This window comes from Niveispirillum sp. KHB5.9, from assembly GCF_048066115.1.
Lineage (GTDB): Bacteria > Pseudomonadota > Alphaproteobacteria > Azospirillales > Azospirillaceae > Niveispirillum.
In genome coordinates this window covers 119843-143303 of sequence record NZ_JBLTYX010000015.1, presented here as the reverse complement: position 1 = coordinate 143303, position 23461 = coordinate 119843, and the positions used below count along the sequence as shown (strand labels likewise).

The following is a 23461-nucleotide window of genomic DNA, read 5'->3' as shown; positions in this document are numbered from 1 at the left end:
TGGCGGGGGACCAAGTGTATTTCGGGGAGGTTTGCCGTGGCGGAGAGAGCATCTCACGTCCGCGCCGGAGACGTGCGTGCCGATGCCGGGGATGGCTGGACCATCCGCGTGACGGGTTTCGACCCGGCAACCGCGGCGCGCGATGAAAGCCTGTTCGCACTGGCCAACGGCGCCTTGGGCGTGCGCGGCGGCGTCGACGGGGTGGAAAGTTCCAGCGACGGCACCTTCCTGGCCAGCTTCTTCGAGCAGGCGCCGATCCATTACCACGAGAAATTCACCGGTTTCGCCTTCACCACCGACACCCGCGTGCCCGTGGCCGATGCCAAGCATGTGCGCGTCGTGCTGGACGGCGAAACCGTCGACCTGGCCAAGGACCCCACCGCAGCCCTGGTGCGCGAACTGGATCTGGCCACCGGCCGTTTTCGCACATCGCTGCGTTTCAAGGCGGCCAATGGCGGCACGGTGGAGCTTGCCACCGAACGCCTGGCCTCATTCGCGCGGCCCGGCCTGCTGGCCCTGAAACTGACCTTGAAGTCGGTCGATTACACCGGTCCCGCCACCCTGATCTCCGACCTGCGCTGGGGCCGCCGGGCCGAGGGTCAGGGCGATGATCCGCGCATCGGCGTCTCGCTGGGCAGCGGCGGGGTGGACAGCCATCCCCTGACCACCGATGGCATCCCCACGGCCGTGCGCCAGACTGCCCGTCTGTCCCGCCGCACCGCCCTGCTGCGCCAGGCCCATGTGCCGGGTGCCGGCCTGTCGGCGGAAGCCCCCTTCCTGACGCTCGACAGCATCAGCCAGCCCTTCCATGCCGACCTGACGCCGGGCCAGGACGTGACCCTGGTCAAGTTCGCCGCCTATGAATGGGCCGACCATGACGGGGATGAGGCGCAGCTGTTCGCCGATGCCGGTGCCACCCTGGCAGCATCCCAGGCCGATGGCTGGGACATGATCGCCAAGGAACAGGCCGACGACCTGGCCCGGTTCTGGGCCGATGCCGATGTGGTGATCGACGGCGATGCCGGCCTGCAGCAGGCCATCCGCTTCAACCTGTTCCATCTCTACCAGTCCACGGGCCGCGACGGTGCCACCTCCATCGCCGCCAAGGGCCTGACGGGGGAAGGGTATGAGGGCCATTATTTCTGGGACACGGAAACCTTCATCCTGCCCGTCCTGGCCTTCACCGCCCCGCAACTGGCCCGGCGCATGCTGGAATACCGCATCGGCCGCCTGGACCGGGCCCGCGCCCATGCGCGCGGCATGGGCCATGGGGCCGGTGCCCTGTTCCCCTGGCGCACCATCGCCGGCGATGAATGTTCCGCCCATTACCCCAGCGGGTCGGCCCAGTACCATATCAATGCCGACATCGCCTTTGCCGCCCGCCTCTATGAGGAAGCCACCGGCGACAGTGCCTTCCTCTATGCCCACGCCGCCGAGATGCTGTTCGAAACCGCGCGCATCTGGCCGCAGGTCGGGCACTTCAACGCCCGCAAGGGCGGTGCCTTCACCATTCACGAGGTGACGGGGCCGGACGAATATACCGCGCTGGTGAACAACAATTTCTACACCAACGCCATGGCCGCCGCCCATCTGGCCCATGCCGCCGACCTGTACCGCCGCATGGGCAATGATGCGCCCGACGCACTGGCCGCACTGGCCGCCCGCATCGGCCTGTCGGCGGATGAGGTCGCCCTGTGGCAGCGCGCGGCCGACGCCATGTACCTGCCCACCGACCCCGACCTGGGTGTCAGCCCGCAGGATGACGATTTCCTGGCCAAGCCCGTCTGGCCCTTCGCCACCACGCCGCAGGACAAGTACCCGCTGCTGCTGCACTATCACCCGCTGGCCATCTACCGCCATCAGGTGTGCAAGCAGGCCGACGTGGTGCTGGCCATGCTGCTGGCCGGCGACAGGTTCGGCCCAGACCTGAAGCGCCGCAACTTCGATTATTACGAAGCCGTAACGGTACATGACAGCACCCTGTCGCCCAGCACCTACGGCATCCTGGCGGCCGAGCTGGGCGACAGCGAAAAGGCCATTCGTTACTTCACCGAAACGGCCCGCATCGACCTGGATGATCTGCATGGCAATGCCAGCCATGGCGTGCATATGGCGGCCATGGCCGGGTCCTGGCTGGGCATCGCCTGGGGCTTCGGCGGCCTGCGCTGGCAGGGTGGCACCGCCCGCTTCGCCCCCGTGCTGCCGCCCGGCTGGACCCGCTACGGTTTCGGCATCAACTGGCGGGGCCGCCGCCTGCGCATCGCCGTCGATGCCGCCGGCACCACCTACAGCCTGCTGTCGGGCCCCGACCTGACCATCCAGCATCACGGCAAGCCCGTGACCCTGACGGCCGGCCGCGACACCACGCTTGCCAACGGCGTCTTCCCCGCCCCGGTGAAGGCCATCATCTTCGATCTGGATGGTGTTCTGACCGACACGGCGGAGGGCCATTACCAGGCCTGGCAGCGTCTGGCGGATGAGCTGGGCGTGCCCTTCGACCGGGAACAGAACGAGGCCCTGAAAGGCATCGACCGTATGGGCAGCCTGGAGCGCATCCTGGCCGGCTCCGACAAGGTCCTGACAGATGCCGAGAAGCTGGAAGCGGCCACGCGCAAGAACGGCTATTACCAGGACCTGATCGCCCGCTTCTCCCCCGACGACCTGTTCGAGGGCGTGCGCGACCTGCTGCTGGCCGCCAAGGCGGCCGGGCTGAAGCTGGGCGTGGCGTCGGCCAGCCGCAACGCCCCCACCCTGCTGGCCCGCCTGGGCATCATCGACCTGTTCGACCATGTCGCCGATGCCGGTGCGATCCCCAATCCCAAGCCCGCACCGGACATTTTTCTGTCCGTGGCAGCGGCCCTGGATGTCCTCCCGTCCGCGTGCCTGGGCGTGGAGGACAGCATGGCCGGGATCACCGCCATCAAGGCGGCCGGCATGCCGGCCGTCGGCATCGGCGATCCCGGCATCCTGACAGAGGCCGATGCGGTCATCGGTCACATCAAGCAGTTCCGGCTGGAAAGTTTCGTCCGCCCGGCCTGACAATCGGGCGGCACATGCAAGGCCGCCCGGCAATCCCCATACCGCCACACCCATCAACAAGAAGCATCCGGGTGATGCTCATACGGGAGGTCCCTCATGACCAAGTTCGACAAGAAGCTGCTGACCGGTGCCGCCCTGGCGGCCCTGCTGCTGCCCGCCGCCCAGGCGCAGGAAGCCAAGACCAGCGACGGCGAAAGCGTGATGCTGGAAGAGATCATCGTGACGGGCGTGGCCCGGTCCGACGGCCTGAAGAAGCTGGATGCCAGCTTCTCCATCACCACCGCCACGGCCGAACAGATCGCCGAGCAGCAGCCCAGCAGCACGGCCGACCTCCTGAAGATCGTCCCCGGCGTCTGGGTGGAAAGCACCAGCGGCACCGCCGGCGCCAACATCTCCGTGCGCGGTTTCCCCGCCGATGGCGATGCGCCCTTCATCACGGTGCAGCTGGACGGCTCCGCCATCTTCCCGCCGCCGACCCTTTCCTTCCTGGAAAACTCCTCCCTGTTCCGCCTGGACGACACGGTGGAGCGGGTGGAGGTGCTGCGCGGCGGCCCGTCGCCGATCTTCTCCAATGGTCAGCCCGGTGCGACCATCAACTTCATCCAGCGCAAGGGCAAGGAAGACCCGGAGGGCAGCGTCAAGCTGACCGTGGGGGATGAGGGCCTGTACCGTTTCGACACCTATTACCAGGGTGCCCTGGACAAGGATCTGCTGTTCTCCGTCGGCGGCTTCTACCGCACGTCCGACGGCATCCGCGACACCCAGTACCCCGCCGACCGCGGCGGCCAGGTCAGCGGCAATGTCACCAAGGTCCTGGAGAATGGCGAGATCACGGTCTACAGCCGCTATACCAAGGACAAGAACGCCTTCTACACCGCCATGCCGCTGGTCAACGACAACGGCAAGATCAAGGAATTCCCCGGCTTCGACGCCGGCACCGGTACGCTGTTGGGCAACGACCTGCGCAATGTCGTGCTGGAAGTGGCCCCGGGCCAGTCCATCCGCCAGGACTTCGCCGATGGCCGCGGCGTCGATGCCGCCATTGTCGGCGCCACCATGGACCTGGAATTCGGTGACTGGTCCTTCTCCAACAAGATGAACTACACCAGCGGTGAGGCCAATACCCGCGGCCTGTTCACCGGTGCCAACCCGCAGACCCTGGGCAGCTTCATCAACGACACCATCGCGTCGGCCAATGCCAATACCGCCGTGCGCAACGCCGCCGGCCGTGCGGCCACGGCCGGCACCGCCAGCTTCGCCAACGGCACCGGCGCCATCACCGACCTGAACACCCAGGTCATCGTCGCCGGCCTGTGGTCGGTGGACAAGGATATCGAGAGCTTCACCGACGATCTGCGCCTCAGCCGCGAGATCTTCGAGGGCAACACCCTGACCATCGGCGCCTATTTCGCCGATTATTCGTCCAAGGATGTCTGGTACCTGGGCAACAACGCCCTGATGACCGCCACGCCCAACGCCAAGCTGATCAATGTCGCGCTGAACAATGGCGTGCAGGCCACCCGCGCCGGCTTCGTCGGCTCCCCCTTCTTCGCGGTGAACGCCACCTATAACGGCCAGAACCTGGCCGGCTTCATCGCCGATGAATGGGAACTGACCGAAGACCTGCGCGTCGATGTCGGCGGCCGTGTCGAACAGCAGAAGGTCAATGCCACCCTGGAGAACGTCTCCGGCGGCGTGGACCTGGACGGCAACCCGCTGACGCTGGCCAACAACAATACCTCCGTCCTGAACGGCACCTTCCGCACGCTCTCCTACAAGAACACCGAGACCTCCTGGACGGCGGGCGTGAATTACTACCTGATGCCAGAACTGTCTGTGTTCGGCCGCCTGAACAGCGGCTTCAAGTTCCCGCAGTTCGACAATCTGCGCGACGGCCAGAGCCAGATGCAGAAGATCGACCAGCAGGAAGTGGGCCTGAAGACCCGCACCGCCGATTACGCGGCCTATGTCACCTTCTTCCGCAACACGTTCGACGGCCTGCCCTTCCAGCAGTTCATCATCAATCCCGACGGCACCCAGACCCAGATCAACCGCATCGGCGACAGCAAGGCCTATGGTGTGGAATTCGAACTGCTGGTGACCCCGGTGGAGAACCTGGACCTGGCGTTGCGCGGCAACTGGCAGAAGGGCGAATACAAGGACCTGGGCACCAATTCCGGCAACCAGGTGCAGCGCCAGCCCAAGATCCAGTTCAGCGTCTCGCCGTCCTATGACTTCCCCACCGACTGGGGCAAGCTGCGGGTCTTCGCCAGCTACAATTATATCGGCAAGCGCTTCGCCGATGTGGAGAACGCCCAGCGCCTGCCGTCCTACAACACCATCGATGCCGGCATCTCCGCCACCATCGGCGAGGATGTGACGGTACAGCTGTCCGGCACCAACCTGACCGACGAGTTGGGCCTGACCGAGGGCAATACCCGCATCATCGGCGGTGCGAACACCGGCGGCGTCTTCCTGGGCCGCCCGATCTTCGGGCGTAACGTGAAGCTGTCGGTGGCGACGAAGTTCTAAGACGTCGTTTTATACGCCCTCCCCCTTGGGGGGAGGGCGTTACTTCTTTGACAATCCCCCCAAAAACAACAAGAACACCCCCAGGGAAGGAACACACAGACATGCGGAACGGGCGGGCGATCCTCGCGGTGGCGTTGACCTATATCGTCTTTGCGATGCTGCTGAATTCCGTGGGCACGGTGATCCTGCAATCCATCCAGAGCTTCGGCGTGACCAAGCTGGAGGCGGGGCGGCTGGAGGCCTACAAGGACCTGCCCATCGCCATCACCAGCTTCATCATCGCCTCCTTCCTGCCGCGCGTGGGCTATCGAAGGGCGATGATCATCGTGCTGGTGCTGGAAGGGGTGGCCGCTGCCCTGATGCCCATCCTGTCCGCCTTCTGGGCGATGAAGCTGATGTTCTTTTGCGTCGGTGTCGGCTTTGCCGGGGCCAAGGTCGCCGTCTATTCCTCCATCGGCCTGCTGACCCGCGACAAACAGGGCCATGCCAGCCTGACCAACCTGATCGAGGGGCTATTCATGGTCGGCGTGCTGGGCGGCTATTGGCTGTTCAGCCTGTTCGTCGACCATGACAATCCGGCCGATCCCTCCTGGCTGAACGTCTATTGGCTGCTCTCGGCCCTGTCGCTGACCGCCGCTGCCCTGTGGGCCGTGACCCCGCTGGACGAAACCGGGGCGCATGCGCCCGATGCCAAGCCCGGCATCCGTCAGATGGCCCGCCTTGCCGTCACCCCCATCGCGGTCGTGTTCCTGGCATCAGCCTTCCTCTATGTTCTGATCGAACAGGCGATCGGCACCTGGCTGCCCACCTTCAATGCCGAAGTGCTGCATCTGCCCGCCGCCATGTCGATCCAGGCCACCAGCATCTTCGCCGCCTGCATCGCGCTGGGCCGTCTGGGGGCCGGTGCCGCCCTGGCGCGCATCGGCTGGTTCCCGTTCCTGGCCGCCTGTCTGGCCGCGATGGCGGCTCTGGTGCTGCTGACCCTGCCGCTGGCCGCCGGCGCCCTGCCCATGGCCGAAGCCAACTGGTTCGCGGCCCCCATCGCCGCCTTCATGCTGCCCTTGATCGGCCTGTTCATGGCGCCGATCTATCCGGTGATCAATTCGGTGATCCTCTCGGCCCTGCCCCGGCACGACCATGCCGCCATGACCGGCCTGATCGTGGTGTTCTCCGCCTTGGGCGGCACATTCGGGTCCTTCGTCACCGGCTTCCTGTTCGACCGGCTGGGCGGCCAGACGGCGTTCTACATGGCGCTGATCCCCATGGGTGCCATCGCCGTCACCCTGTTCCTGCTGAACCGGCGGACGGCCCAGGCGTAAGGCTTCCCTCTTTCGTCCTGATCGATTAATCTTATTATAAGATAAATCAGACTCAGAGACGGAACATGTCGAAGGGTGGAAACGGCCTGCTGAAGCGGGTCATGGGCATGGCGTGCGGTCTGCTGCTGGCGGGCCACGCCATGGCGGCCGAGGGGCCGCCCAAGCCGGCCAGCCTGCGCGTGGCCACCGACCAGCCCGGTCCCACCATCGACCGCAATATCTATGGCCAGTTCGTCGAACATCTGGGCCGTGGCGTCTATGAGGGCATCTGGGTCGGCCCCGACAGCCCCATCCCCAATGTGCGCGGCATCCGCAGCGATGTGGTCGATGCCCTGAAACGCGTCCGCGTGCCCCTGATCCGCTGGCCCGGCGGCTGTTTCGCCGATGGCTATCATTGGCGCGACGGGCTGGGCCCGCGTGAGAAGCGCCCGATGGGCATCAACGCCTCCTGGAGCAACCAGCCGGAAAGCAACCATTTCGGCACCCACGAATTCATGGATTTCCTGGGCCAGATCGGGGCGGCATCCCCCTTCATCTCCGTCAATGTCGGCAGCGGCAGCGTGCGGGAGGCCGATGACTGGATGCGCTACATGACCGCCCCCGCCGATACCAGCCCCGGGGCGGAGCGTGCCGCCAACGGCCGCAAGGACCCGTGGGAGGTGCCCTTCATCGGCGTGGGCAACGAGACCTGGGGCTGCGGCGGCAACATGACAGCGGAGACCTACGCCGCCAGCTTCCGCCATTACGCCGCCTTCCTGCGCAATTATTCCGGACCCAAGGCCAAGCTGATCGCCGTGGGTGCGGACACCGACGATTACGCCTGGACCGAGACCCTGATGGCCCAGGCGATGAAATGGCGCCCCGACCCCACGCCGCTGGCCTATGTCAACGACCGGCCGCTGATGTGGGGCCTGTCGCTGCATTTCTACACGTTCGCCGGCAATGACTGGCGCAACAAGGGCCGCAATATCGGCTTCGACGAGGCCGGTTATGTGGCCGCCTTGAAGCGTGCCGATTTCACCGACGAACTGATCGCCCGCCATGCCGCCATCATGGACAAGCATGATCCGGAGAAGAAGGTGGCCATCGCCGTGGATGAATGGGGCGCCTGGTTCGACAGCGAGAAGGACGCGCCGTCGGCCCTCTACCTGGAAAGCACCCTGCGCGACGCGGTGATCGCCGGCCACAGCCTGAACATCTTCAACCGCCATGCCGACCGGGTGCGCATGGCCAACATCGCCCAGATGGTCAATGTCATCCAGTCGCTGGTCCTGACCAGGGGGGAGAAGATGGTGGTCACCCCCACCTGGCACGTCTTCGATCTGTACAAGGTCCATCAGGACGCGCACCTGCTGCCGGTGGAGGTGAAGGCGCCGGATTACGTGAAGGGCGACACGCGCCTGCCCGGCCTGTCCGTCTCCGCCTCGCGCGACAAGGATGGGGCCGTGCACCTGACCCTGGTCAACCTGGACCCCAACAGCGCCCTGGACCTGGACACGGTGCTGGCCGGGGCTAAGTTCAAGACCGCCGAAGCCAAGATGCTGACCGCCCCCGCCATCGACACAAGCATCACCTTCGACGCGCCCGACCCGTTCGTGCCCAAGGCGCTGGATGTGCGGCTGAAGGGGGACAAGCTTGGCCTGCGCCTGCCGTCGAAATCGGTGACACTGGTGACGCTGCGCCCGTAGGGAGGAGTGTGTTAGGGTCGGGCGTCCTCGGCCTTCCGGATGCCCGACCTTGCCGTCTGACCTTTCCCACACCACGATCGGCGCCCTGGGCAAGTGGATCACCGCCCGGCACCTGACACCCGATGCCATTGCGGCAGCCCATCGCGCGTTCAACGGCCGCGACGAACGCTATGTCGTTCTGGACGACATCATGGACCCCGCCAGGCTGGCCCAGATCCGCCACCTCATCCAGGAGGAGGGGGAGGTGAGGACCGCCTACAAGCTCTACACCGAATCGGGCTGGGTCGACGGGGACCGGTTCGTCCAGGCGCCCGATGAGGAACGGTTCATCCACGAACATATCTATACGGGTCCCAAGCCGGGGCACGCCATGTCGCAGCCCACCCTGCATGACCGTCTGTTCCGGATGTTTGTCGGCAGCAGGCCCTTTGCCGACTTCCTCTCCGCCATCACCGGCCTGGGGATCGGCGCGTTGCAGAATGTCAATCTGAAGCGGCTGAACGCCGACCATTTCCTGCGCTGGCACAGCGACCGGTCCCCCGGACGCGCGCTCTGCATGGTGATCTACCTGCATGACGATTGGCAGCCGGCCTATGATGGGCGCCTGCTGATGCAGCGCGCGGACGGCAACGGGATCGACAGGATCGACCCGCTGTTCAACCGCCTGGTCGTTTTCAGCCCGAACGTCTCCACCCAACATGCGGTGGAACCGCTGTCGCCGGCCGCGGCCGGCTGGTCCCGCCTCAACTATTCGCTCTGGTTCAGCGAACCCGCGTGAGGGTGATGAGGATCAGATCGCCTTCGGCCGCGATGTGAACCGCCGCCGCCGGCAGAATCCAGGCATCCCAGCGGGAAAGGCCGGGCAACCCGCCATCATCCAGCGCCAGCAGCATCCGCATCCCCGCCGCCGCTGGCAGGACGCGCGGCCCCGCCACCCGTTCGACGCGATGCGTGAACCGCCCCCGCCGCGTCATGACGTTCAGGTCATGGATCGGCCCGCCGCTGACGGTCGCCATCACCGGTCGTTCCCCGTCGAAGGAAAACGGCGCGCTCTCCGGCGTCAGCACTACACCGTTCAACGCCATCGCCCCACCCGACAGGATGGTCAGCGTCCGGTCGATACCGGGAAAGGACGAGAACGGCCCGTCGCCATCCACCCGCGCGATGGACACCCGCCAGTCGAAATCCGACAGGCCGGCCCCTTCCGGGTACACGGCCACGTTCGACGTCTCCCCGCCGCCATTCTTCCAAGGCGTGGCCACCCGGTCGGCGGCGCGCAGGATATCCATGCTCAAGCCCCCGTGAACCGCGCCACCAGATCGAAGCCCTCGCCCGGAAACACCTGCCGCACATGGGTGATGGGCTGATCCCCGCGCCAGGTGCGGCGGTCCAGCACCAGGCACGCCGTGCCCTCCGCCACGCCCAGCGCGCCTGCCAACCGCCCGGCCGGGGCCGCCGTGATGCGGTGCTCGGCCTCCGTCCACGGCACATGCGCCAGCAGCCACGACCCCGGCGCCACCTCGGTGAAGTCCGCCGTCGCCGCCTCGGGCACCGCCTTCAGGCTGATCAACCGTTCCTCCACCGCGAACGGCACCCCATCGGCCAGATGCCGGCAGGTCAGGGCCAGCACCTTGGCGCCACGTGGCGGCTTCATCCGCTCCGGATCAACGCTGATCGCCGGCAGCACGTCGCGCGCCAGCAGCTCCAGGCGATAGGTCTGGCCGCGCCCTGTCACCTCGGCCTGGATGTCGGGAATGGCCAATGCGGCCATATGGATCTGCGGGCGGGAAACGAAGGTGCCGGCCCGCTTGCGCCGCTCCAGCAGCCCCGCCTCCACCAGCCCGGACAGCGCCTTGTTCACCGTCATGCGGGCGCAGCCATATTGCGCCATCAGTTCATGTTCGAACGGAATGCGGTCGCCGGGGCGCAAGGTGCCCGACAGGATGGCCCCTTCGATATCGGCGCGGATGCGGGCATGCAGGGGAGCGATAACGGTCTCGGCCAGACTCATGACAGGATGGTTCCCAGGGCCAGGCGGTAACGCGCGGCGACGGCGTCGCGCACGACATGGCGACCCCCGCTTACCACGCGCCGCCCGCGCCGCCAAACCCCGTCCACCATGCGCTGCCCGGCGAAGATATAGCCATCCAGCAGCCCATCGCCGCGCCGTGCCGCCAGGCTGGGCTGCGTGGCCTCCAGCGTCACGAAATCCGCCGACGCCCCCACCATCAGCCCCGCCGCCCGGCCCAGCGCCCGCGCCCCACCGGCCAAGGCGCCTTCGAACAGCACGCGGCCCGTGGACGGCGTGTCGCGCCGGCCCAGCACGTTGCGCGCCCGGTGCGCCAGACGCTGCGCGTACTCCATGCTGCGCAATTCCTCCGCCGCATCGATCAGCACATTGCTGTCCGACCCGATGCCGAACAGCCCGCCGGCCGCCTGGAAATCGCGGGCATTGAAGATGCCGTCGCCCAGGTTGGCCTCGGTGATCGGGCACAGGCCGGCCACCGCCCCGCTGGCCGCCAGCCGGGCGGTTTCCGCCGCATCCATGTGGGTGGCATGCACCAGGCACCATTGCGCATTCACCGGCGCATGGTCGAACAGCCAGGAAACCGGCCGCTGCCCCGACCAGGCATGGCAGTCGGCCACTTCCTTGATCTGTTCGGCGATATGGATATGGATGGGCCCGCCCTCGGCCAGCAGAGCCGCCTGAGCCAGACTGGCCGGGTTCACGGCGCGCAGGCTGTGCGGCGCCACCCCCACCAGCCCGTCGGGCAACCCCGCCACCGCCGCCCGCGAGCGTTCCAGCAGGCGGGCATAGGCGTCCAGCCCGTTGATGAACCGCTTCTGCCCCTCGCTCGGCGCCTGCGCGCCAAAGCCGCCATACTGGTACAGCACGGGCAGCAACGTCAGGCCGATGCCCGTCTCCGCCGCCGACGCCGCCAGCCGCACGCCCATTTCGGCCGGGTTGTCATAGGAATGGCCGTCCAGGTCATGGTGGATATAGTGGAACTCGCCGACGCGGGTGAACCCACCCTCCAGCATCTCCACGAACGCCATCGACGCGATGGCCTGCATCTCGTCCGGGCCGATGCGGTGGGCGAAGCGGTACATCACCTCCCGCCATGTCCAAAAACTGTCATCGCCGGGCCCCCGCACCTCCGCCAGACCGGCCATGCCGCGCTGAAAGGCGTGGCTGTGCAGGTTGGGCATGCCCGGCAGGGCGATGGCATGGCGTTCATCGGTGGGGTCGGCGGCGCAATCCGGCGTCACGGCGTGGATCACCCCATCGGTGACCTCCACCCGCACCCCATCCGCCCAACCGCCCGGCAGCAGCGCCTGCTGGAACCAGAACCCGGCCATCACCCGTACCCCCAGATTTTCATTCTTCCTTCATATATTAATGTATAGACATAAATTATGTATAGACATAAAAGAAGGGGAGAGGCGCGCCAGACGCCGATATGAACGGTTCAGCGGGGAAAAGGTTTCGGACATGCGGCATGGTTTTTTCAGCCACCTCCCCCATCCGGCCCTTTCCCGTCATCCCGGCGAAAGCCGGGACCCAGGGGCCACAGGCACCACGCCGGTCTTCACCCCCTTCTACGCAGCCGTCAGGTCGGGGATCTGGCCCCTGGGTCCCGGCTTTCGCCGGGATGACGCAGAGGGCCGGGAAACGGGGGTGATCCATGCAGGCTGACCATCTCTGGACCAACGCGCGGCTGGCCACAATGCGCGCCGATATGCCCGGCCTGGGCATCATCGAAGATGCGATTGTTGCAGTGCAGCATGACCGCATCCTCTACGCCGGCCCCCGCGCCGACGCCCCCGCTATTGATGCCGCCCAAACCACCGATCTGGCCGGCCGCTGGGTCACGCCGGGCCTAGTTGATTGCCACACCCATCTGGTCCATGCCGGCGACCGCGCGCACGAGTTCGAGCTGCGGCTGAAGGGTGCCACGTACGAGGAGATCGCGCGCGCCGGCGGCGGCATCGTCTCCACCATGCGCCATACAAGAGCGGCCACCGGAGAGGCATTGGTCTGCCAGGCCCTGCCCCGCCTGGACGCGCTGCTGGCCGAGGGCGTGACCACCATCGAGATCAAGTCCGGCTATGGCCTGACCCTCAATGACGAGGTGAAGATGCTGCGCGCCGCCCGCGCGCTGTCCGACCACCGCCCCGTCGATGTCGCCACCACCTTCCTGGGCGCCCATGCCGTGCCCCCGGAATATGCCGAGGACCACGACGCCTATATCGATCTGGTCTGCCGCGTCATGATCCCGCATGTTGCGCAGCATAGGCTTGCCGACGCCGTGGACGGGTTCTGCGAGAGCATCGGTTTTTCGCTGACCCAGGTCCGCCGCGTCTTCCATGCCGCCAAGACCCATGGGCTGGCGCTGAAGCTGCATGCCGAACAGCTGTCCAACCTGCAAGGTGCGGCCCTGGCCGCCCAATGCGGGGCCTTGTCGGCCGACCATCTGGAACATGTAGACGAACCGGCCGTGCGCGCCATGGCCCAAGCCGGCACCGTCGCCGTCATGCTGCCCGGTGCGTATTATTTCACCCGCGATACCAAGGTCCCGCCCATCGACCTGTTCCGCACCCATGGCGTGCCCATGGCCGTGGCCACCGACAACAACCCGGGCACCGCGCCCCTGACCTCGCTGCTGCTGTCGATGAACATGGCCGCCACCTTGTTCCGGATGAGCGTGGAGGAGTGCCTGTTGGGTGCCACCCGCCATGCTGCCCAGGCCCTGGGCCGCCTCAACGATATCGGCACGCTGGAGGCCGGCAAGCAGGCCGACCTCGCCATCTGGGATATCGAGCGTCCCGCCGAACTTGTCTACCGCATGGGGTTCAACCCCTTGCATGCCCGTGTCCACAGGGGGATTTAATGACCGTCACGCTGCGTCCCGGTGCCGTCAGCCTGTCCGAATGGCGCCAGATCTACCAGGGTGCCGGGATCAAGCTGGACCCCGCCTGCCGCCCCGCCGTGGAGCGCAGTACCGCCACCATCGCCCGCATCATCGCCAAGGGCGATCCGGTCTATGGCGTGAATACCGGTTTCGGCAAGCTGGCCTCGGTCCGCATCGCCACCGGTGACCTGGAATTGCTGCAACGCAACATCGTGCTCTCCCATGCCGCGGGCGTGGGCGATCCGATGCCGCGCAATGTGCTGCGCCTGATGATGGCGCTGAAGCTGTCCAGCCTGGCCGTGGGCGCCTCGGGCGTGCGGCCGGAAACCCTGGACCTGCTGGAAGCCCTGCTGGTCAAGGATATCCTGCCCGTCGTCCCCGCCCAGGGCTCCGTCGGTGCCTCGGGCGACCTCGCGCCGCTGTCCCACATGGCCGCCGCGATGATCGGCCATGGCGAGGTGATCGCCAACGGCACCCGCATGGCCGCAGCCGAAGCGCTCGCCGCCGCCGGCCTGTCACCCCTGACGCTCGGTCCCAAGGAAGGGCTGGCACTGCTGAACGGCACCCAGTTCTCGACATCCTACGCGCTCGCCGGCCTGTTCGAGGCCGAGCGCCTGCATGGATCGGCGCTGGCCACTGGTGCCCTGTCGACCGAGGCCGCCAAGGGCTCCGACACGCCTTTCGACCCGCGCATCCACCTGCTGCGCGGTCACAAGGGTCAGATCGCGGTCGCCGACACGCTGCGCCAGCTGATGGATGGTTCCCCCATCCGCGCCTCCCACCGCGAGGATGATGTCCGTGTCCAGGACCCTTATTGCCTGCGCTGCCAGCCGCAGGTGATGGGGGCGGCGCTCGACCTGCTGCGTCAGGCGGGCCACACGCTGCTGACCGAGGCCAACGCCGTCTCAGACAATCCGCTGGTCTTCGCCGAGGATGACAGCGTCCTGTCCGGCGGCAATTTCCACGCCGAGCCCGTGGCGTTCGCCGCCGACATGATCGCCATGGCGGTGTGCGAGATCGGCAGCCTGTCCGAACGCCGCATCGCCATGCTGGTCGACCCGGCCCTGTCCGGCCTGCCCGCCTTCCTGACGCCCAAGCCCGGCCTGAATTCCGGCTTCATGATCCCGCAGGTCACGGCCGCCGCCCTGGTGTCGGAGAACAAGCAGCGGGCCTATCCGGCCAGTGTGGACAGCATCCCCACCTCCGCCAACCAGGAGGACCATGTCTCCATGGCCGCCCATGGCGCAAGGCGGCTGATGTCCATGGTGGAGAATGCCGACGGCGTCATCGCCATCGAATATCTGGCGGCAGCGCAGGGCTGCGACTTCCATGCCCCCCTGAGCAGCTCCACGGTGCTGGAGGGCGTGCGCGCCACCCTGCGCGCGGCGGTGCCGCATCTCGACAATGACCGCTATTTCCACGCCGACATCCAGGCCGCCTTGACCTTGGTCCGCTCCGGTGCCCTGCTGTCCGCCGTGACGGCGGGCGGCGTGGACCTGCCCACGGTTTGATCGATCACGCGGGGGAACATCATGGCCGAACATCCGGACTGGCTGATCATCCACCAAGGCGACGCCCCCCTCATCCTCTCCATCCCGCATGCGGGCACGGAGATCGATGAGGAGATCGAGGAGGGCCTGGCCGACCCCTGGCTGGCCCGCAAGGATGCCGACTGGTGGGTGGACCAGCTGTATTTCTTCGCCCGCGATCTGGGTGCCACAATCGTGCAGACCACCTGTTCACGCACCATGATCGACGTGAACCGCCCGCCCGACGGCGCCTCGCTCTATCCGGGTCAGGCCACCACCGACCTCTGCCCCCTGACCAGCTTCGATGGCGAGCCTTTGTACCAGCCGGGGCGGGAGCCCGACGCCATGGAGACATTGCGCCGGCGCGAGCTGTTCCACGCCCCCTATCACGCCGCCTTGATGGCGGAGATATTGCGCCTGCGCCGCACCCATCCGCGTGTGGTGCTCTATGATTGCCACTCCATCCGGTCCTTCGTGCCGCGCCTGTTCGATGGCGCCCTGCCGCATTTCAATATCGGCACCTATGAGGGCAAAAGCTGCGATCCCGGCCTGACCAGGGTGATCGAGGCGGCGTGTGACGTCACACAATTCACCCGCGTGACCAATGGCCGTTTCAAGGGCGGCCACATCACCCGCCATTACGGCCAGCCCCAGAAGGGCGTGCACGCCGTACAGATGGAACTGGCCTGCCGCGGCTACATGCTTGAACCCGACGAGGAACCGGCGCCCGACAATTGGCCCCCCTCCTTCGACGCCGCCTATGCCGCCCCGATGGTGAAGGCGCTGACCCGCATCCTGAACGCCTGCATCGGCTGGGCGACCCATGGGGAAGTGAAGCAATGACCCGCATCGACAATACCCGCCTGATCCGCGCCGCCCATGGCACCACGCTGCAGGCCAAATCCTGGCTGACCGAAGCAGCGCTTCGCATGCTGATGAACAACCTGGACCCCGACGTGGCCGAACGGCCGGAGGAACTGGTGGTCTATGGCGGCATCGGCCGGGCCGCGCGCGACTGGGCCAGCTTCGACCGCATCGTCGAAGCGCTGAAGCAGCTGGAGGATGACCAGACCCTGCTGGTGCAGTCGGGCAAGCCGGTGGGCGTGTTCCGCACCCATGAAGATGCGCCGCGCGTCCTGATCGCCAATTCCAACCTGGTGCCGCACTGGGCCAATTGGGACAAGTTCCACGAGCTGGATGCCAAGGGCCTGATGATGTACGGCCAGATGACGGCCGGCAGCTGGATCTATATCGGCACCCAGGGCATCGTCCAGGGCACCTATGAGACGTTCGTGGAAGTGGGCCGCCGCCATTATGGCGGCGACCTGGGCGGCCGATGGATCCTGACCGGCGGTCTGGGCGGCATGGGCGGAGCCCAGCCGCTGGCCGCCGTGATGGCCGGCGCCTCCTGCCTGGCCGTGGAATGCCAGCCCTCGCGCATCGACATGCGCTTGCGCACCGGCTATCTGGACCGCGCCACCGACAGCCTGGATGAGGCTTTGGCGATCATCAATGAGGCCTGCAAGGCCAAAAAGCCCGTCTCCGTCGGTCTGCTGGGCAATGCCGCGGATGTGTTCCCCGAACTGGTCCGCCGTGGCGTTCGCCCCGACGCGGTCACCGACCAGACCTCCGCCCACGACCCGATCAACGGCTACCTGCCCGTCGGCTGGACGCTCGACCAATGGGCCAAGGGAAGGGAGGAGGACCCGAAATCCGTGGAAAAAGCCGCCCGCGCCTCGATGGCCGTGCAGGTCAAGGCCATGCTGGATTTCCACGCCGCCGGCGTGCCGACGCTCGATTACGGCAACAATATCCGCCAGATGGCGCTGGAGGAGGGGGTCACGGACGCCTTCGCCTTCCCAGGATTCGTCCCGGCCTATATCCGCCCGCTATTCTGCCGCGGCATCGGTCCCTTCCGCTGGGCGGCCCTGTCAGGCGACCCGGAGGATATCTACAAGACCGACGCCAAGGTGAAGGAACTGCTGCCCGACAATGCCCACCTGCATAACTGGCTGGACATGGCGCGGCAAAAGATCAAGTTCCAGGGCCTGCCCGCCCGCATCTGCTGGGTCGGCCTGGGCGATCGCCACCGGCTGGCCCTGGCCTTCAACGAGATGGTGGCCAAGGGGGAACTGAAAGCTCCCGTGGTCATCGGCCGCGACCATCTGGACAGCGGCTCCGTCGCCTCCCCGAACCGCGAGACGGAAGCCATGATGGACGGCTCCGACGCCGTCTCCGACTGGCCCCTGCTGAACGCCCTGCTCAACACCGCATCGGGTGCCACCTGGGTATCGCTGCACCATGGCGGCGGCGTCGGCATGGGCTTCTCCCAGCATAGCGGCGTCGTCATCGTCGCCGATGGCACGGAAGCGGCCGCCAGGCGACTGGGCCGCGTGCTGTGGAACGACCCGGCCACCGGCGTGATGCGCCATGCCGATGCGGGGTACGAGATCGCGCGGGATTGCGCACGGGAGAAGGGGCTGGACCTGCCGGGGATCCTGGGGTGAGGCCTTCTGGTGGAAGCGAAGGCACCTTCGTTGCCACCCCTCTACCGTCACCCCGGCGGAGGCCGGGGCCCAGGTCGTAGAGCCAAGCGCTTGTCATTTGGGCCCCGGCCTCCGCCGGGGTGACGGTAGAGATTGATGGAACCCGCACAGCCCAAACTTTATCGGGTGCTTCCCCATTGACGTCGAGGGGCACGGATGCTGGCATGGGCCCATGAACAAGCCCTCCCCCGTCCCCACCCATCTCGACGCCCCGCGCACCAACCTGCTGATGCGGTCGGGGCGCTGGGTGAACCTGTACGATCCCTCCCCCGCCGACATCGTGCTGGAGGATTGGGTGACGGGCGCCTCGCGCGTGGCGCGCTGGGGCGGGCAGACGCGGGGGGACCTGGCCTATAACGTCCTCCAGCATTCGGTGCTGCTGGAACAGGTGCTCCTCACCCTGCTGGCCCCCGATGCCTCCCCCACCTTGCGGCTGGCGGCCCTGATGCATGATCTGCATGAGGGCGGGGGGCTGGGCGACGTGGTCACGCCCTATGGCAAGCTGTTCGCCACGGCCGGGTTGAAGGAGGTCAAGGCGCGGCTGGACCGGGCCCTGTTCCTGGCCGCCGGCCTGCCCTGGCCCCTGCCGCAGGCCCAGACCGACCTGATCAAGAAGGCCGACCGCATCATCGCCATATCGGAGGCGATCCAGCTGATGGGCTGGCCGGAGAAGCTTGCCCGCCGCGATATCGGCGGTAATTACCGCGGCAAGCTATGGACCGACCCGATCATCGTGATGGATGAGGCGGCGGCGCGGACCCTGTGGTGGGAGCGGTATAAAGCCGTCTCCGTTTCGTAGGTCAGGTCGAGCAAAGCGAGCCCTGACAAGCGACAGTGCCGATAAGTGTCAGGGCTCGCTTTGCTCGACCTGACCTACGGCTCCCCATTCAGCGCTTCACCCACATGAAAAGGGCCGCGCCGGTTTCCCGGCACGGCCCTTACACGATCGCAAGCAAATCTCAGACAGAGTGGTTTGCGTGTTTTCGCAAACCACTCCGGCGGCGACCGCCGCCGCGCGGCACGTGCCGCGTAAGCCAAGCCGCCGGATGGCGGCGCCCGGCGCCTGAGGGAACATGCAAAACTCTAAACCTGCTGGAAGCAGGTTTAGAACTTCGACGTCAACTCCACGCCATAGAACGGCGCCTGGTTGACGATGCCGGTCAGGTTGTTGAAGTCGATGGCGCCTTCCAGCGACTTCTCGTTGGTGATGTTGCGGCCGAAGACGGCCAGGCCGAACTTCTCGTCATCCGACACGTAACCGACCTTCAGGCCGCCTTCCAGCTTGCTGTCGGAATAGAACTCCTCCGACGTGTAGAGGAAGAAATTGACCTTGGAGCGGTAGTTCCAGTCGGTGAACACATAGAACTCACCCGACTCCACCGGAATTCCATACCGGGCCGTGGCGGAGAATATCCACTTCGGCGCGTTGGGGAAGGAATTGCCGTCCAGCAGGGCGAAGCCGCCCACCACCGGGTCGGTGACCGTGCAACCGCCGCCGCAGACGGGGATGCGCAGGGTGTTGTCCTTGATTTCCGTGTGGTTGTAGGACAGGCCGCCGGTCAGCAGCAGCTGTTCGGTCGGCAGCAGCTCCAGCTCGGCTTCGAACCCATAGCCTTCGCCGCCCTTGGCATTGATCAGCGTGTTGTTGTTCGACGCACCGCCGACGGCGGTGAACTGCTGATCCTCGATGTCGGTATAGAAGGCGGTGACGTTCAGGCGGGCCTTGCGTTCCCACAGGTCCGACTTGATGCCGGCTTCATACGACATCAGCGTCTCGGCCTTGGCCACCGACAGGGCGTCGCGGTTGATGTTGTTGCCGAAATAGAACAGCGGACGGCTCTGGATCGACGGCGCGCGATAGCCGTTGGCGATGCGGGTGAACAGGTTGATGTCGTCCGTGGCCTTGTAGGTCAGGCTGACATCCCAGGTCACCTGGCCGTCGGTCAGGTCGGCATTGCCGTTCGTGGAACCCGGCACGCCCGGCATGGTGCGGACAACGGTGAAGTCCTTCTCTTCATCATTGTAGCGCACGCCGCCGGTCAGCGTGACCTGCTCGGTCAGGTCATAGCTGGCCTGGCCAAACACCGCCCAGGTCTTGGTTTCCTGCTGGCTGTTGGTGAAGATGCCGATGCCGCGCGGATCGGCGGCATTGCCATAGGAGAAGCCGTGGGCGGTCACGTCCTCGTTGAAATAGAACAGGCCGCCCTGCCAGCGGAACCGCTCGCCGTCGGCATTCGACAGGCGCAGTTCCTGGGTCCATTGCGCATGGTCGGGCACGGCATCGGCCGTCTCGCTGTCGAACGGGATGAAGCCGGGGCCGGTGCCGGCCACGCCGCCATCGATATCGCCGCGCGTATAGACTTCCACCGTCTCGTAGCCGGTGATGGAGGTCAGGATGACGCCGTCGAAATCATATTCCAGTTTCAGGCTGCCGCCCTGGCTGGACACGCTGGCCTCGTTCTGGCCGTTCTGGAACACCGAGTTGCGCGAGAAGGTGGAGGACAGGTTGTTGCTGCCCTTGGTGATGGCATTGGCCACGAACACGCGGGCAGAGCCGTCCAGGTCGCGGGCATGGGCGTTGAACAGGGCCGTCAGCGGGCCCTTCTCGTACAGCATCTGCAGGCGGGCCGCGACCTCGTTATGGCCGCCGATGGCGTCCTTTTCACCCGTATAGGTGTTGTCGATGAAATCGTCCTTGCGGTCATACTTCATCGACAGGCGGGCCGACAGGATGCCGTCCACCAGCGCGCCGCCGATGGCGCCCTCGGCACCGATCGTGTTCTTGGACCCATAGCTGGCGGTCAGGTAACCCGAGGTATCCTGGGTCGGCTTCTTGGAGATGAAACTGACGGTGCCGGCCGGCGTGTTGCGGCCGAACAGCGTGCCCTGCGGCCCGCGCAGCACTTCCACCCGCTCCACGTCGAACACGGGGAAGCCGCGCAGCATCGGGTTTTCCTGCACCACCTCGTCGATCACCAGACCGACGGGCTGGGTGGAGGTCAGGTCGAAATCGCTGTTGCCCAGGCCGCGGATATAGAAGCGCGGGAAGGTGCGGGCGAAGGTGGACTCGACATAGAGGCTGGGCACCTGGGCCGACAGGGCCAGCAGGTCGACGCCGCCCGACAGGACGGCACCCAGCTTCTCGCCGGACACGGTGCCCACGGAAACCGGCACCTGCTGCTGGTTCTCGGCGCGCTTGGTGGCCGTGACGATGATCTCGTCCAGGACGGCCTGGGCCTGCACGGCGGCGGGTGCCGCCATCGACAGGGCGACAAGGCTGGTGGCGCCGGCCAGCAGCCGGACGAAAGACGGATTGCCTTTACGCATTATGGAATGCCCCCTTCAGAGCCAACTTGTTTGCGGCGGTTCATGCCGCCAGCGTCGATTCCGGTCCAAGGCGCCGCCCCTTCTCTGTTGCCTGAGAGGCGTTCGCCGTAATTCCGCATGGAAAAACCCGCCCGGGTCGCCCCGGCCGGGTTTTCCTGCCCATGTTGCGCTACAGCATGGAGTGGGCCGGGCGGGCTTTCAAGATGGCGCAAGGTCTGCTGTGTGACGTCACCATGACGGTGATGCAGATTAACCACAGGGGCCAAGTACAGAACGGATTATGACGGTTTTGTGACATGCAGGAAAGGCATGCTGCACCGCGATGACTTTACCCACGCGAGGAAGCGGGCAGGACAGAGTCCTTCCAGGCGGGAGCGCCGAAATTCCAGCGGGGAAATTTGGCGCTTTCACAGGAATGACAGCGCTGATATAGGCTGTCTGGTTGGAACTTTTCTTAAGAAGCGGTTAACGCTTTTCAGACAACGTTGTCCGGTGGGAGGACAGGGGCTCATGACGCCAGCTCAGCTCAGCGTGGTATTTTTTCTGCAATTGGCCGTGATCATCATCGCCTGCCGCGGGGTCGGCTGGCTGGCCAAGCGCTATCTGGGCCAGCCCCAGGTGGTGGGGGAGATGATCGCCGGCGTGATCCTGGGGCCGTCGCTGCTGGGCCTGTTCTGGCCCGAGGCGCAGGGGATGCTGTTTCCCAAGGAATCGAAGGGCGTGCTGTTCGTGGGCGCGCAGTTCGGCGTGGGGCTCTACATGTTCCTGGTCGGGCTGGGCTTCCGTGGCGACCATTTCAAGTCCAATGCCGGCAGTGCGGCCGCCGTGTCGCTGTCGGGTATGGCCGCCCCTTTCCTGCTGGCCATCCTGATCACGCCCTGGCTGATGAGCCATGGTCTTTTCAATGAGAGCCTGACCATTCCCCAGGCCACCTTGTTCATGGGTGCTTGCATCGCCATCACCGCGTTTCCCATGCTGGCCCGCATCATCCATGAACGCGGCCTGTCGGGCACGCCCTTGGGCACCCTGTCGCTGTCGGCCGGCGCCATCGATGATGCCGGCGCCTGGACGGTGCTGGCCATCGTACTGGCCACCTTCGGCGAAGGGCCGATGGTGGCGGTGAAGGCCATCGGCGGCGGTGCCGCCTTCGCCATCTTCATGTTGACCCTGGGACCCCGCCTGCTGGCCCCGCTTGGAGCCAAGGCGGAGCGGGAAGGCAAGGTCAGCCATTCCACGCTGGGCATCGTGCTGATCCTGTTCCTGCTGTCGGCCTGGGCCATGGATGCGGCCGGCATCCATGCCGTGTTCGGCGGCTTCCTCTTGGGCTGCGTCATCCCGCGCGGCGTGCTGGCCACGGAGTTGCGCAAGCAGCTGGAACCGTTCGCCGTCGTCGTGCTGCTGCCGATGTTCTTCACCTATTCCGGCCTGCATACCCAGCTGACGCTGGTGGATAATTGGGGTCTGGTGCTGGTGACGCTCGGCATCCTGGCCGCCTCCATCCTGGCCAAGGGCGGTGCCTGCTGGGCCGCCGCCCGCCTGACGGGCCAGGACAACGCCACGGCCCTGGGCATCGGCGCCCTGATGAATGCGCGCGGCCTGATGGAACTGATCATCATCAATATCGGGTTGCAGAAGGGCATCATCGGCCCGGCCCTGTTCTCCATGCTGGTGCTGATGGCCATCATCACCACGCTCATGGCCTCGCCCCTGTTCGAACTGGTCTATGGCCGCAAGGCCCGGGCGCGGGGTGAGCTGGGCGGGTTGACCGAACAGGACAGCGACTTCACGGAACTGCGCGAGGCGCGGTAAGGGTCTCGACACAGCGAAAAACGAAAGGGCGGCCCGCAACGGCCGCCCTTTCAGTTTAGGCACCTTCATTCCCACCCCTCCACCGTCACCCCGGCGGAAGCCGGGGCCCAAGTGACAAGCGCTTCGCTCTACGACCTGGGGCCCGGCCTCCGCCGGGGTGACGGTAGATGATGGCGAAACCCCAGCAGCCCACCTCGCACCACCGAAAATCTCAAACCCACCCGTTTTGTCAGTCCGCCACCACCGGCAGCGCCCGCAGCCGGCGCAGCATCAGGATCTGGCGCACGAACACCGTCCCCATGGCCAGCGCGAACAGGCTGTCGGACAGCAGGCCGAACCCATGCGCCTCCGGGCTTTCCAGGCCCAGCTGGCGCGCCACCTGCTTGACCATCACCAGCCCCACGATGAACAGCAGCCCGGTCAGGGTCAGCCGCGACATGGCATGTCCCGTCTGCGGATCGCGGAACAGGTGAATATGGCGCGCGGCATAGGCGCCGCAACCCGCCCCGGCCAGCAGCGACACGGCGATGATCAGCCAGCCCCCCGCATCGACATGCGGCCCGACCATGACATGGCCGAAAATATAGGCGCCGACCCCCAGGGTCAGCAGCCCCAGCACGATGAACACGCCCCAGCTGCGCACCCGGCGGGCCTTGTGCGTGCGCCGTGCCAGCATCAGCACGACGAGGCCCATGATCAGATAGGGAATGAAAGGCTTCAGATCCACGCCACACCCCTCCTTGGTCTTAACAATCCTGT

16 protein-coding genes are annotated in these 23461 nt (G+C 66.2%); 11 read left to right on the top strand and 5 right to left on the bottom strand.

Annotated features, from left to right (window positions below):
* Positions 1–36 precede the first annotated feature (36 nt).
* The 5 genes from pgmB (at position 37) to ACM9HJ_RS21930 (ending at position 9356) form a co-directional block, all read left to right on the top strand.
* Positions 37–3039, top strand: a complete 3003-nt coding sequence (pgmB, locus tag ACM9HJ_RS21950) for a beta-phosphoglucomutase (protein WP_416573902.1) — start codon at positions 37–39, stop codon at positions 3037–3039.
* 96 nt (positions 3040–3135) lie between these two features.
* Entirely contained in the window at positions 3136–5571 is a 2436-nt protein-coding gene (locus tag ACM9HJ_RS21945; RefSeq protein ID WP_416573901.1) for a TonB-dependent siderophore receptor, read from the top strand.
* Between the two features lie 101 nt (positions 5572–5672).
* The gene (locus ACM9HJ_RS21940) at positions 5673–6890 is read left to right on the top strand and encodes an MFS transporter (RefSeq protein ID WP_416573900.1); all 1218 of its coding nucleotides are present in this window, start codon (positions 5673–5675) and stop codon (positions 6888–6890) included.
* Positions 6891–6955: 65 nt separating this feature from the next.
* Positions 6956–8578: an alpha-N-arabinofuranosidase gene (locus tag ACM9HJ_RS21935; RefSeq protein ID WP_416573899.1), complete on the top strand. Its 1623-nt coding sequence runs from the start codon at positions 6956–6958 to the stop codon at positions 8576–8578.
* Between the two features lie 49 nt (positions 8579–8627).
* Entirely contained in the window at positions 8628–9356 is a 729-nt protein-coding gene (locus ACM9HJ_RS21930) for a 2OG-Fe(II) oxygenase (RefSeq protein ID WP_416573898.1), read from the top strand.
* Here the strand turns inward: ACM9HJ_RS21930 and ACM9HJ_RS21925 are convergent.
* The 3 genes from ACM9HJ_RS21925 to ACM9HJ_RS21915 are packed head-to-tail and all read right to left on the bottom strand — an operon-like array spanning position 9340 to position 11938.
* The gene (locus ACM9HJ_RS21925) at positions 9340–9867 is read right to left on the bottom strand and encodes a HutD family protein (protein WP_416573897.1); all 528 of its coding nucleotides are present in this window, start codon (positions 9865–9867) and stop codon (positions 9340–9342) included. The genes ACM9HJ_RS21930 and ACM9HJ_RS21925 overlap by 17 nt on opposite strands.
* A 2-nt stretch (positions 9868–9869) precedes the next feature.
* Positions 9870–10589 (bottom strand): histidine utilization repressor, encoded by a 720-nt coding sequence (gene hutC / locus ACM9HJ_RS21920; protein WP_416573896.1) that lies wholly within the window; start codon positions 10587–10589, stop codon positions 9870–9872.
* Positions 10586–11938 carry a formimidoylglutamate deiminase gene (locus tag ACM9HJ_RS21915; RefSeq protein WP_416573895.1) on the bottom strand — a complete coding sequence of 451 codons (1353 nt, stop codon included), beginning with the start codon at positions 11936–11938 and terminating at the stop codon, positions 10586–10588. Before ACM9HJ_RS21915 ends, hutC begins: the two co-directional genes overlap by 4 nt.
* Positions 11939–12264: 326 nt before the next feature.
* Here ACM9HJ_RS21915 and hutI point away from each other — a divergent pair, with 326 nt between their 5' ends.
* From hutI to ACM9HJ_RS21890, 5 genes are all read left to right on the top strand, one after another.
* Positions 12265–13470: an imidazolonepropionase gene (gene hutI, locus ACM9HJ_RS21910; protein ID WP_416573894.1), complete on the top strand. Its 1206-nt coding sequence runs from the start codon at positions 12265–12267 to the stop codon at positions 13468–13470.
* Positions 13470–15002, top strand: coding sequence for a histidine ammonia-lyase (hutH, locus tag ACM9HJ_RS21905; RefSeq protein WP_416573893.1), 1533 nt, complete (start codon positions 13470–13472; stop codon positions 15000–15002). The genes hutI and hutH overlap by 1 nt, the downstream gene beginning before the upstream one ends.
* 21 nt (positions 15003–15023) lie before the next feature.
* The gene (gene hutG / locus ACM9HJ_RS21900; RefSeq protein WP_416573892.1) at positions 15024–15863 is read left to right on the top strand and encodes an N-formylglutamate deformylase; all 840 of its coding nucleotides are present in this window, start codon (positions 15024–15026) and stop codon (positions 15861–15863) included.
* The gene (hutU, locus tag ACM9HJ_RS21895; RefSeq protein ID WP_416573891.1) at positions 15860–17527 is read left to right on the top strand and encodes a urocanate hydratase; all 1668 of its coding nucleotides are present in this window, start codon (positions 15860–15862) and stop codon (positions 17525–17527) included. The genes hutG and hutU overlap by 4 nt, the downstream gene beginning before the upstream one ends.
* Before the next feature lie 211 nt (positions 17528–17738).
* Positions 17739–18365, top strand: a complete 627-nt coding sequence (locus ACM9HJ_RS21890) for a hydrolase (RefSeq protein ID WP_416573890.1) — start codon at positions 17739–17741, stop codon at positions 18363–18365.
* A 305-nt stretch (positions 18366–18670) separates the two neighbouring features.
* Here ACM9HJ_RS21890 and ACM9HJ_RS21885 read toward each other — a convergent pair whose 3' ends face one another.
* The gene (locus ACM9HJ_RS21885) at positions 18671–20893 is read right to left on the bottom strand and encodes a TonB-dependent receptor (RefSeq protein ID WP_416573889.1); all 2223 of its coding nucleotides are present in this window, start codon (positions 20891–20893) and stop codon (positions 18671–18673) included.
* Between the two features lie 510 nt (positions 20894–21403).
* Between ACM9HJ_RS21885 and ACM9HJ_RS21880 the strand changes: the two genes are divergently transcribed.
* Positions 21404–22702, top strand: a complete 1299-nt coding sequence (locus tag ACM9HJ_RS21880) for a cation:proton antiporter (protein ID WP_416573888.1) — start codon at positions 21404–21406, stop codon at positions 22700–22702.
* 229 nt (positions 22703–22931) lie between these two features.
* Here the strand turns inward: ACM9HJ_RS21880 and ACM9HJ_RS21875 are convergent, their stop codons facing one another.
* The gene (locus ACM9HJ_RS21875) at positions 22932–23429 is read right to left on the bottom strand and encodes a hypothetical protein (protein ID WP_416573887.1); all 498 of its coding nucleotides are present in this window, start codon (positions 23427–23429) and stop codon (positions 22932–22934) included.
* Positions 23430–23461 lie beyond the last annotated feature (32 nt).